Origin of the sequence: Parabacteroides merdae ATCC 43184, assembly GCF_025151215.1 — a bacterium.
GTDB lineage: Bacteria > Bacteroidota > Bacteroidia > Bacteroidales > Tannerellaceae > Parabacteroides > Parabacteroides merdae.
Window position 1 is genome coordinate 1,716,176 of sequence record NZ_CP102286.1, and the last position, 12,282, is coordinate 1,728,457.

Here is a 12,282-nt window from a genome sequence, read left to right on the forward strand (position 1 = left end):
AGGACTATTTCATGATAAGAATTATTAAAATACTTATTGATAACATTTTTTAATAGGCACTGAACATTTCCCTTTTTCCAAGCTGTTTACCTCCACACCACCTCCCCATCCATCCCTGGAATAACATCGGAGGACAGAGCAATCTCATCCAATTGCAAATCCAAGGAGGACGAAAAATAAAATCGTAATTCTCTATAATAATCAAGCAGAACTTTTGCATCGGAAAAACACCAGCTTCCGCTACACTCCCGCTCCCCTTTGCCGCAATCGCCACTACACCCCTCTCCCCCTGCCGCAGAGCTTTTTAAGTTAAGAAACGGATTAATCCGCATTTCCTTCCGGCTCCCGGAGTCGTAAACAAATCAAAACGGCTCTTGGTTATTGAATGCAAAATCGTATCTTTCAGTCACAAATCCCGAACATCTCATTGAAAAGGCGATCAGGTATGGAGGTAAAAACCAATTCATCGGAGTAGGAATCTAGACATTATTATTGCTATAGGGAATTGGAAATTATAAATTCACGCCCTTATTAAATTCTCAAAACCTGCGAATAAATAAGAGCTTTTTTAATGAAATGAATCGGGTTTTTCATATATGTTTTCTATCTTTGTCGTGGTAATTGGACCTTGAAGCGTCAAGGAAACATTATTTTATGATTTATATAAAAAGCGTTTTGGTTTATCCTTAAGTAGAAATCTAGACAATTTCAAGCCATAGAAGGGTCATAAACAAAAATGCTCATGTTTCGATTATATACCCAATGTATATAGCATAAGGGCGTGAGCAAACTGTTGTATAGTACTGCATGGCGGGTTGTCTAGAACCTCTACTTAAGTCCGAACAACAGTCCTCACGCTTTTTCATTTTATAATACGCCCGATTTTGGAGGACTACCGGACAATTTAACAAAAATGCCTATGAATTAATAAGATAATATTTTTTCCCACAATAAGCGATTTTAGTATTATCCCTAAGTAGAAATCTAGACAATTTCAAGCCATCCGGGAGAAGTAGCTAAACAATGAGTTCCTTACGTTTTATCGTATCTGTAAAGCGTGGGCTATGTTTATACTTATCAGGATTAGCGATAGTATTAAAGACAACAGTCCCGCGCTTTTTCATCTTAGACAAATCCGCCCGGGGACAGGGTACGGAAAGAAAAACAATAACGATAAAACAACTATTATATGACTACAAAAAGAGCTCTAATCAAGGAATTGGCACAACGGATGGAATGTACGGACGTTGCCGCGAAGAAGTTTCTGAATTCATACATCGAACTAATAACCGAAAAACTTTCAGAAGGTGAAGGGGTGAGCATTCATTATTTTGGCAAACTGGTTCCCCATTACCAAACAGAGCGTCCGGGACGTAACCTTCGTACAGGTGAAGAATGTAAAATACGCGCCCGCACATCAGTAAAATTCAAAGCCAGTGAAATACTGATTCAAAAACTGAATCCTGGAAAATAAAACAAAAAGAGTGCACCGAAATCCGGCGCACTCTTTTTGTTTTATCGTTTCGGGATATCTACCGATGTTTCCTGTTCACCCAATAAGTGGCGGGAGAAATAGTCGACCATACGCCAGTAGAAATATTCGTCCATATCGCCAAAACCGTGGCGTTGCTGCGGAAGGAGCAACATGTCAAAACGCTTTCCGGCACGGATCAGGGCATCTGCCACACGTAGCGTATTGCCCGGATGGACATTGTTGTCGATGTCACCATGTACGAGCATCAAATGACCTTTCAGCCGACTTGCGATCTCTTCGTTCGTCTTGATGTTGTAGACGAAAGTCGTATCACCCTTTTCGCTGACCACTTCCTTCACGCCATGATGCGTCTCGCTCCACCAACGGTTATAGATACGGTTATCATGGTTTCCGGCACACGAGACGGCTGCCTTGAAGAAGTCGGGATATTGCAGTATAGCAGCCGTAGACATGAAACCTCCACCCGAATGGCCGTGGATACCGACACGGTTGATGTCGATGAATGAATAGCGGTTGGCCAGTTGCTCGATAGCCGCTTTCTGATCCGCCAACCCATAATCACGCAAGTTGCCATAGCCGAAGTTATGATACCATTTCGAACGGCTCGGATGTCCGCCCCGGTTTCCGACCGTGATCACGATAAAGCCGGCCTGTGCCAGACGATCCGTGCGCACACTCATACGGCTGAACGGATAAACGGTTGCTTCGACTTGCGGGCCCGGATATACATAATCGATGATCGGATACAGGGCCGTCGAATCAAAATTAAACGGTTTATACATCACACCATAGAGGTCAGTCACGCCATCCGCAGCTTTCACCTTGAAAGGTTCGGGAAACTGGTAACCGGCAGCCAGCAACCCAGAGAAGTCGCTCTCTTCAAGCGTCATCAGCTTGCGGCCGTTACTATCCATCAAATCCGTACGCGGGATAGTGTTCACACGCGAATAATTATTGACCACAAAGGCCGCATTGTCATCCATGCTGACTGTGTGGAAATAGTCGCCCGGAGTGACTTGCTGCAAACCACTTCCATCGAGGCCCACACGATACAGGTGTTCGTAGTAGGGATTCTCATCTTTCTCTTTCCCGTTAGCCAGGAAGTAAACGACACGTTTGGCTTCGTCCACTTTCACGATCTGGTCTACATGCCAGGGGCCGCGTGTGATGCGGTTCTTCAGGTTACCTTCTCCGTCATAGAGGTACAGGTGCGCCCAGCCGTCACGTTCGCTCCACTGGATCAACTCCTTGCCATCACCTACGGCTGCCAACGGGCGGACTTCCTGATAAGTATTCATACGTTCCTCGATAATCGGACAGATCGAATCCTGTCCGACCGTATACGAACAGATGTCGATACGGTGCAGGTCGCGGCTCGAACGAGTAACGAAGAAACGGTTATTGTCGCCCAGCCAGACACTCGCCACCTCTTTCCGATCACGGTCTTTCTGCCTCCACGGCTTACGTGCCAAGCGCAATGTCTGATCTTTGAATGCAGATGTGCGGATTTCCTTATAGCTGTTGTCGTTCATGTCGAACAAGAACAGATGCTGGACAGGCGCTTCTTTCTCACCGGGCATCTGGTATTTATAGGTTTCCAGCGTCGGACGAGGCGAAGCCATAGAGTTGATTACCCACAAGTCTTTCACGGCACGCTCGTCTTCAACCGTCACGGCAAAATAACGGGAATCGGGTGACCAGACAATCCCCCAAACACCTTTCCGCTTGCCGTTGCAAAGCGTGTCGGTGTTCAGCAAGCTATAGGGCTGGCCGAAACCAAAGTCTTTCACACCGAAAGTAGTGAGTTGTATATCCGTAACCGTACTATCCTTATCGTCTTTCTTCAACTTCTCGTAATCCTCGCGGGACATCCGATAGAGGTTCAGGTCTTTTGCATACACGACTGTTTTGCCGTCGGGCGAGAAAGAGGCCCAGTCGGGATATTCCGTTTCTTTCTTCTTTTCTTTGAGCCAAGTCAGCTTACGCGTGGGATAGTCGTAGGAGAAAAAGAATATCTCTTTCTTCGGACCTTTGTCTTTGTCGGTACTGTCTTTTTTAGCCTCTTGCGAAGAGGTGATCTGGAAAGTAAAAGTGCGACCGTCCTCTCCAGCTTCGAGCTTCTGGATGGGTAGTTGCTGGGCGGTGAACGGGTCTTTGACGATCTCGGTTATCTGTGCGGCAATATCGTCGAGGTCAAAAAGCGGACGTTTCGTCTTCGCCACTGGATCGACGACATACCAGACTTTGCCGTTGCCGGTCTTATATTCATACCAGAAACTACTGCCCTTCCGGAACCAGTGCGGATCGACAGATGTGGAGAAAAGCATCGTGTTCAGCTTCTCCTTCGTGAAACGTTCGGCCTGGACGTATCCGGATAGCCGCTCCGCTTCCTGCCCTTTCGCTTCCGTGCCACAGAACATCCCGGCACAAAGCATCACTAATAGTAGTTGTTTTTTCATTTGACGTTGTTTATATATAAGTTGTTATTGCAGATAAATCATCATTTAACTATGAATGATTACATAAATAAAAAGGCTGCATATAAAGTATTGACATTATATACAGCCTCTTTCGTTTGTTTATTTATATTATACCGGAAGAGTACCACCGATCAGGATAACAACCAGCAAAGCCAAAATTGCATACAATTCGGGGAATACGGCCATCACCATAGTAGCACCGAACACATTGTGGCCGGCTCCAACGCCTGCGATACCATTTGCACAAACCTCTGCCTGACGGATAGAAGAGAACAAACCTGCAAAACCCAACACCAGGCCTGCACCGAAGATAGCGGTTGCATTCAACATTGTGATGCTATCAACTAAAAATTTCTGCATCATGAAGTAACCTACAAATCCATACAATCCCTGAGAAGAGGGCAACGCGCTTAATGCGATGTAAGTACCCAGTGCATCGGGATTTTTCTTCATTGCTCCGACAACGGCATTACCCGCAATCGTTACCCCATAACTACTACCGATGAAAGTCAGACCTGTCATCAACGCAATACCCAGATAAGCTAATAAAATTGGTTCCATAATGATAATTGTTTTAATTTATTTTTTTGTTATTGTTTAATTTACTTTTAATAATAGATAAACATACCTCGTTTGCCTATGCTTTCTTAAAAGGCCGGTACTCTTTACCTCCTCCTTCAAATTCGGCATTTTTATAATATTCGACAAAGATAAGACGTAGAGGATGGACAAGCGAACTGATCGTACAAAGCCCGATGTTGATAGCATGGCCGACCAACAGGATCAGCAACATGCATACCGCACGCAGCACGATGTTCATGCCCTCCGTCATATCTACGGCCAACTGGTTGAATACACCCCCCAAAATCGCACCTGTCAAACCGATTGCAAACAACCGGATATACGACAAGGTGTCACCCAGCAATCCGGAAGCCATGTTGTAGGTATTCCAAAGCCCTGTACCGAAATTCAGGAAGATATTCTTTCCCGGCGAATTATACAGGTAAGCTACAACCAAGCCGATAACCGCAATACCGATAAAGACCGTCTTGACGGTTTCGGGCAATTGCAAATTCAGCATCGGCAGCCCGAATGCCAGTGCCAATGCCGTAATAACAAAAACCCAGGCAAAAGGAGCAATACTATATTTGACACCTTTTTGCGCTTTCATCTTAAAAGCGGCAACCGTCTTTCCGAAGATAATCTGAACCAGACCGATAACGATTGAGAAGGTCATCAAATTGTCACTGCTTACAAAGTAGTCTTTCACTTTCGATAATGCCGGAACATCGGCCAATGCGATCCCAAAGAAAGAACCCGTACACGTACCGACGATTATCGCCGCCAAGCCCAAATACTGGAACAAGGTAAGATAAGGTTTGAAGTCCGGATTGACTTTCCGCTTGAAGAACGAGCAAGCCAATAACACTAACAAACCATATCCTCCGTCTCCGAAGCACAGTCCGAAGAAGAGCATGAAGAAGGGAGCAAAAAGAGGTGTCGGGTCGAACTCGGTGTAATTCGGCAAGGAGAACATCTTGGTGATCGGTTCGTACAACCGATTGAACTTATTATTTTTCAACTTGATCGGAACACGATCCCCATCCTGTATATCCAACTCCTGGAAATAGTAACCTTCTTTTTCAAGGGCGACCTCCATAGCCGGAGCCTCTTCCGTCGGAACAAAACCTTCCAGCAACATCAACTTATCGCCGGCTTCGCGATCCGTCTGCACCAGCGTATTGGAAAGATTGAATTCGTTTTGGATATTCTTTTCCAACTCTACCAATGTATTGTATTGCTCAGCTGCATACTCTTTCAACTGATTGTTCAATACCTTGATATTATCCAGCAATTGTTCCATCGCAAGATGAAGTTTTGCCAATCCCCGGTCGGGCATTTTCGGACGTTCAGCATCGATATCGATTGGCGTTCCCGTCTTGGTGACCGTCACGAAATAGGTAACCGACTGGAAATTATTGACAAGAAAAGCATTGTACTCTTCTCCCCATTTAGGTTCGTATTTGGAAGTCGGGCAACTAAAAAACGTCACGTCGAAGCCAGCCTTTTTCAACCGCCTGATATTTGCATAGCTGAACTCTCCCCAGATATCCATATAAGCGATATCCTTTTCCAGCGAAACTTTCGCTGCCTGTAACTGGGCCTGCTTTTCTTGCATTTCTTCCAGCTTGCCTACCAACTTCAATCCTTCGGCTTTTGTCAGTCCGCGTGCCGGAGCAACAGTCACCTCTTTCGTCTGGGAATTCAAGTTCTTGCAATAGCGGATCGCTGTACTTACCTGTTTCCGTTCGGCCAGCAAAGCCTGTAGTTCCGCATTATCCAGAACAGAATTCGTTTCCTTCACATGCACAACACCCAATTCGCGGAGAGTCGTGAGGAATGCATCATATTCTCTATGATATACCATAAAGGCATACTTGCTCATCTTTACTATCATACTTCAGCCTCCTCTTTTTCTTCTTTCGCTTTACGCTTTTCCTGATTAGCCCGCATGATCTTTTGTGATGACTTGGAGAGACTTTCCTCGTCTTCCATGAATCGTTTCACTTTGCGGATCGCATCTTTATAACCCGGAATCTGTACCTTCTCAAAAAGATTCACTTTCTGAGTGGTTTTCTTCCGCGCATGCTCCAACAACTCCAACTTCATACCCGAAAACTCAGCTTCGATGCCGGTACGCGCCAACTTCTTCAACAGTTCGATACCGTCGGTAAACCAAGCAGGGGCATTGAACAGGCTGTAACGGCCGATCTCGAATTCGATCTCGTCCAACACAGGGACCACTACACCGGCTATCTTTTTGGTAGAAAGAGAAACATCCCGTACCGCAATCAGTTCGGGATTAAACTCGTTCCACAAAGCCATCATGTTTTCATAGCTCTGTATCTCCTGTTCAAGCTGAAGTTCCAATTTCGTCACTTCATCTTTGGTCCGCTTCACTTCGATACGCAGGGCGCTTTCCTTACTTTTGATCGTCGGCAGGGAACGCTCACGCATCTTCAGTTGCTTTTCCAATTGCTGAAGAGAGGTTTTATTATATTGAAACTTTATTGCCATTTTCTATACATTTATGATTTCTGATTCATAACTTATGAGTCGATGATAATTCATAAATTATGAATCAGAATTCTTTTATTTCTTCCAGTATTTGTCGACCAACGCCTGTTTGATGTTCACTTCGGCAGGTTCGAAATACTCACCGAACAAGTCCCATGCCACATCGAGCATTTCGGTCGTATCGAGATTGACATCGATAGCCAATAGCTTTTCGGAATAATCCTTTGCAAAAGCCAACGTACGGTTATCGTAGTCCGTCAGGTCGAAACCGTTCTCCATCTTCGTCTTCGCATTGGCGGCATCGGCATACAGGCGAACGGCAGCATTCATCACCTGCGGATGATCCTCGCGTGTCTTCTTCCCGGTCACCAATTGTTTCAGACGGGACAGACTTCGGAACGGGTCGACGATTACCTTGCCGACATCGCTATCCTTACGGAGGTACAACTGCCCTTCGGTGATGTAACCTGTATTGTCAGGCACAGCATGCGTGATATCACCACCGGACAAAGTCGTCACGGCAATAATCGTGATCGAACCACCGGCAGGGAACTGAACTGCTTTTTCGTAAATCTTAGCCAAATCGGAATACAAGGAACCCGGCATGGAGTCCTTCGACGGGATCTGGTCCATACGGTTGGACACGATAGCCAAAGCATCCGCGTAGTTGGTCATGTCGGTAAGCAACACCAACACTTTTTCGTTCTTCTGCACGGCAAAATATTCGGCCGCACATAAGGCCATATCGGGGATCAGGATACGTTCTACAGAGGGGTCTTCCGTCGTATTGATAAAGCTGACGATACGATCCAGCGCACCGGCATTGCTAAACGTATTCTTAAAGAACAAATAGTCGTCATTCGTCATCCCCATACCGCCTAGGATAATCTTATCGGACTGGGCACGCAAGGCAACCATTGCCATTACCTGGTTGAACGGCTGGTCGGGGTCAGCAAAAAACGGGATCTTCTGTCCAGTTACCAACGTATTGTTCAAGTCGATACCGGCAATACCCGTAGCGATCAGTTCGGAAGGTTGCTGACGACGAACCGGATTCACAGACGGACCGCCGATTTCAACATCTTTGCCTTCGGGAACAGGACCGCCATCGATCGGATCACCATACGCGTTGAAGAAACGGCCGGCCAACTGGTCCCCGACTTTCAACGAAGGCGCTTTTCCCATGAACACGACTTCGGCATTCGTACGGATACCTTCCGTACCGGAAAAGACCTGCAAGGTCACTTCATCGCCGATAATCTTTACCACCTGAGCCAGCTTGCCGTCGACAGAGGCCAACTCGTCATACCCTACTCCCGTCGCTTTCAGCGAACAGGTAGCTTTTGTAATCTGGGTAATCTTTGTATATATCTTTTGAAATGCTTTTGTTGCCATACACTCTATTATTTATCTTCGCGCTCTGCAATCAGTGCGTCAAGTTGGTCGTTAAACTTCTTGAACTGTTCGCTCTCATATTCGGAATAGTTCATCTGCTTAAAGATGTTGATCATCTTCTTAAAGTATTCCATTACTTCGAGGAAAGTGTTGAACTTGAACTCGGCATGACAAATCTTCACAACCTTGTTCAGCATAAACTCCTGACGCGCAAGAGGGGTTACCGCGTCGATCGCATCGAATGCATCCTGTTGCAGGATCACGAAGTCGATCAGTTCCGATTTCCAGAAAATCACGTGATATTCTACAGGTACGCCGTCGTCACCGAGGATATTGATCTGTTCGGAAATTTCCTTACCGCGCAACATACGAGTCTTGATCTCGTTCACCTTGTCGATCCAGGTCGGAGAGATATGACCCGCAATATATTCCTGGAATTCGGGATATTCCAGATACTTGGAATAACTGTCGATCGGATTCACGGCCGGATAACGTTTACGGTCGGCACGCTCCTGTTCCAAAGCATAGAAACAACGGGCCACTTTCTTCGTATTTTCCGTCACAGGCTCTTTCAGGTTACCACCGGCAGGCGATACCGTACCGATGAAAGTTACGGAACCCGTTTCACCATTATTCAAATGTACATAGCCGGCACGTGCATAGAAGTTAGCCACGATTGCAGACAAGTCCATCGGAAACGCGTCCGGTCCGGGAAGTTCTTCCAAGCGGTTGGACATCTCGCGCAAAGCCTGTGCCCAACGGGAAGTCGAGTCAGCCATTAAAAGCACCTTCAATCCCATGCTCCTGTAATACTCGGCGATCGTCATAGCCGTATATACGGATGCTTCACGGGCAGCCACAGGCATGTTTGACGTATTCGCGATAATGATGGTACGCTCCATCAACTTACGGCCCGTATGCGGGTCGATCAGTTCCGGGAACTCGGTAAAGATTTCCACTACCTCGTTCGCACGCTCGCCGCAGGCGGCAATGATTACGATATCTGCCTCAGCCTGTTTGGAGATAGCGTGCTGAAGCACGGTCTTTCCGGTTCCGAACGGTCCGGGGATAAATCCTGTACCACCTTCTACGATCGGATTTACCGTATCGATCGTACGGACACCCGTTTCGAGCAACTTATAAGGACGTGGTTTTTCTTTGTAACAGGTGATGGCACGTTTTACCGGCCAGCGTTGTATCATCGTCACCTCCACATCTTTGCCGGTTTCGTCCGTCAAGACGGCTATCACCTCTCCTATTGTATATTGTCCTGCTTCTTTCAGGCTCTTGACCGTATATTCTCCTTTGAAGGTAAAAGGAACCATGATCTTGTGAGGCTGGAAATTTTCGTCCACTTCACCCAACCAGCCACCAGCAGTCACCTTGTCACCCACTTTGGCAAGAGGTTTGAAATCCCACAACTTATCATTGTCCAACGGGAACGTATATTCTCCACGCCTGAGGAAAACGCCTTCCATCTTATCGAGGTCGTTCTGCAAACCATCGTAGTTGCGTGACAACATACCCGGTCCCAACGTTACCTCCAACATATGTCCTTCAAACTCGGCTTCGTCACCCACCCGCATACCGCGAGTGCTCTCAAATACCTGTACAAAAGCATTCTTGCCTATTACCTTAATAACTTCCGCCATCAGCTTCACGCCTCCTACGGAAATGTAACAGATCTCATTTTGGGAAACCGGTCCATCCACCTCTACGGTAACAAGGTTGGAGACGATCCCTTTTACAATTCCTTTCGTAGCCATAACGTTTAATTAATTAAGAATTAAGAATTAAAAAATCAAGATTGTGCGTCGAACTCAATCCTTGAAAATTCCTTACTCCTTTATCCTTAACTCTTTTATTTTTTAATTTTTAATTCTTCATTTTTAATTTTCCAAATTCTTCCAGGGCATGCTCGCTGCCTTTCTTCATCGCTCCGACGATCTCACGGAAAGTCTTTTCACCGGTCGCCTTATCCAGCATCACCCAGCGTTCGATCATTTCCAACTTCAGCAGATAAGCAAATACACTCTCTATATCGAAAGGCTTAAAGAATGTATGTTCTTCGAGCCATTCCCACTTCAAAAGGTCCACTTTCTTCTCGCGAACCATCAAATCCGTTTCCTCAGCAATACGCCAGAGATCAGGCAAATAATCCACCGTGTCTCCCAACCCGAAATCACGGGCATTGGATGTACGAAGCGCCTGGGCTACTTCATTATCTCCGACGATATACCCGGCTTTATCGAAACCATGTTTACGGCAGGTAATAGCGGTCAACATATTGTTGATATTCAAATTTAAGCAGAACCAATCGCTGACGAACTTATTCGCATTTTTCATGGCATACGCATAATAGAGGGCTGCCAGACGGTCTTCCCAGGGAATTTCCTGTTTGTTTTCTTTGCCTTGTGCTTCAAGATAAAGCTTGAAAAACTCTTTGAAATAAGGAGGTATCCGGTCATTCTTGGGTGGCTTTTCTTCTTCCTTCAACGCTTTGTAAAGAGCATCAAACTCATCATACGTTATACGTCCCCGTGGGTCCGGATCACGATCCGGTTGTTTGGCATGAGCAATCAGGTTCTTATTGTCGAATTTGAGAAAGAACAGATCGATCAACTTCTTATCGGCCTTCGTCAGTATACCGTCCAATTCCTGTCTGAATTGACTGATGGAATAGGTCAATTTACTATCATCGAGCGCAATATTGGGGAGTCCTGCGATTAAGCAATAATATTTACCCATATCAGAACAGCATTTCTACCAATCCTGGACGAAGGAATTCCTTGAAGAAAGCAACAAACTCGTCTTCTCCGAAACTTACTTTATACGAACCGTCAGCCGGGACGATTGTGAAAGAAGCATCATGGCCGCTCACTTTTTCAATCTTCACACCTCCGTCCAAGAGGCTTTTGGCATTGGCTTCAAAATATTTGGTGAGAGCATCGGCATCGGCCGTCCGGATCGTAATCGCCTCCTTCACAACCCATTCCTTTGCCATTTCTAAAATCACTTTCTGCATAAATGCAGTATCAGAAACGATCGCTTTCACATTGGAGGAAGTAATTTTTCCCGTAATGAGATTTACCACTTCGCTCTTCAGTGCTTCTACAGATTGGGTAGCAAACAGCTTCAACTCGGCTTCCGTATTCTTTTTCAACTCGGCGGCCTGCTTTTCAGCCTGTGCCACAATACGCTTTGCTTCTGCTTCTGCCTCAGTCAAAATAGCCTGTTTCTGAGCATTTGCATCGGCAATGATTCGCCCTGCTTCTTCGTTGCCTTTCTCTACACCTTCTTTGTAGATTTTGTCGGTCAGTTCCTGAATCTTTGTATCCATTTCTATATATTTTTTTAAGTTGTTCCCACGTAAGTATTAAACGCCTACAAAGTTATTCTTTTCTTTGAATTAGCATTCAGTCTATCCTAAAAATTTGCGATTATACAATTTTTCACACCACTGGTTAGTCGGGATGGTCGCCACCTGCTTGTGATAGATAACAGATAAAATACCCTTTTCGCAAAACTTTTCCAAGTTTGAATTAAAAAATATCAGAACCAGACCATATCTATCATATTTATATATTTTGAAAAACTACTGTCATACTATCACTAATCGCCTTTTATCAATTGAATATCAATGGACAAAAGCAATGATAGTAGGTATGATGGATGCCTTTTCCATCTATCATACTGTCATTAACTGCCTGTCCGATATTTTTCTTCACATGACTTATTTTCAATAACATAATAAGATAAACCCATTGACACCCGGGTCTCGATATCATTCACACTCGGGTGTCAAGACCGTTCACATCCGGGTGTAAAAAGCCT

9 protein-coding genes are annotated in these 12,282 nt (G+C 45.4%); 1 reads left to right on the forward strand and 8 read right to left on the reverse strand.

Going from position 1 to position 12,282, the window contains the following annotated elements:
- Positions 1-1,189: 1,189 nt before the first annotated feature.
- On the forward strand, positions 1,190-1,474 hold the full coding sequence (locus NQ542_RS07135; RefSeq protein WP_005638763.1) for an HU family DNA-binding protein: 285 nt from the start codon (positions 1,190-1,192) through the stop codon (positions 1,472-1,474).
- A gap of 41 nt (positions 1,475-1,515) precedes the next feature.
- Here the strand turns inward: NQ542_RS07135 and NQ542_RS07140 are convergent, their stop codons facing one another.
- The 8 genes from NQ542_RS07140 to NQ542_RS07175 form a co-directional block, all read right to left on the reverse strand.
- Positions 1,516-3,954, reverse strand: coding sequence for a S9 family peptidase (locus NQ542_RS07140; RefSeq protein ID WP_005638765.1), 2,439 nt, complete (start codon positions 3,952-3,954; stop codon positions 1,516-1,518).
- 129 nt (positions 3,955-4,083) lie between these two features.
- Positions 4,084-4,536, reverse strand: coding sequence for a hypothetical protein (locus NQ542_RS07145; RefSeq protein WP_005638767.1), 453 nt, complete (start codon positions 4,534-4,536; stop codon positions 4,084-4,086).
- 76 nt (positions 4,537-4,612) lie between these two features.
- The gene (locus tag NQ542_RS07150; RefSeq protein WP_005638769.1) at positions 4,613-6,433 is read right to left on the reverse strand and encodes a V-type ATP synthase subunit I; all 1,821 of its coding nucleotides are present in this window, start codon (positions 6,431-6,433) and stop codon (positions 4,613-4,615) included.
- Positions 6,430-7,053 (reverse strand): V-type ATP synthase subunit D, encoded by a 624-nt coding sequence (locus tag NQ542_RS07155; RefSeq protein ID WP_005638772.1) that lies wholly within the window; start codon positions 7,051-7,053, stop codon positions 6,430-6,432. Before NQ542_RS07155 ends, NQ542_RS07150 begins: the two co-directional genes overlap by 4 nt.
- A gap of 75 nt (positions 7,054-7,128) precedes the next feature.
- Positions 7,129-8,448: a V-type ATP synthase subunit B gene (locus NQ542_RS07160; RefSeq protein ID WP_005638774.1), complete on the reverse strand. Its 1,320-nt coding sequence runs from the start codon at positions 8,446-8,448 to the stop codon at positions 7,129-7,131.
- 8 nt (positions 8,449-8,456) lie between these two features.
- Entirely contained in the window at positions 8,457-10,214 is a 1,758-nt protein-coding gene (locus NQ542_RS07165; protein WP_005638776.1) for a V-type ATP synthase subunit A, read from the reverse strand.
- A 109-nt stretch (positions 10,215-10,323) separates the two neighbouring features.
- The gene (locus NQ542_RS07170; protein WP_005638778.1) at positions 10,324-11,196 is read right to left on the reverse strand and encodes a DUF2764 domain-containing protein; all 873 of its coding nucleotides are present in this window, start codon (positions 11,194-11,196) and stop codon (positions 10,324-10,326) included.
- 1 nt (position 11,197) lies between these two features.
- A complete protein-coding gene (locus tag NQ542_RS07175; RefSeq protein WP_005638780.1) occupies positions 11,198-11,788 on the reverse strand; it encodes a hypothetical protein in 591 nt (196 codons plus the stop codon).
- Between the last annotated feature and the right edge of the window lie 494 nt (positions 11,789-12,282).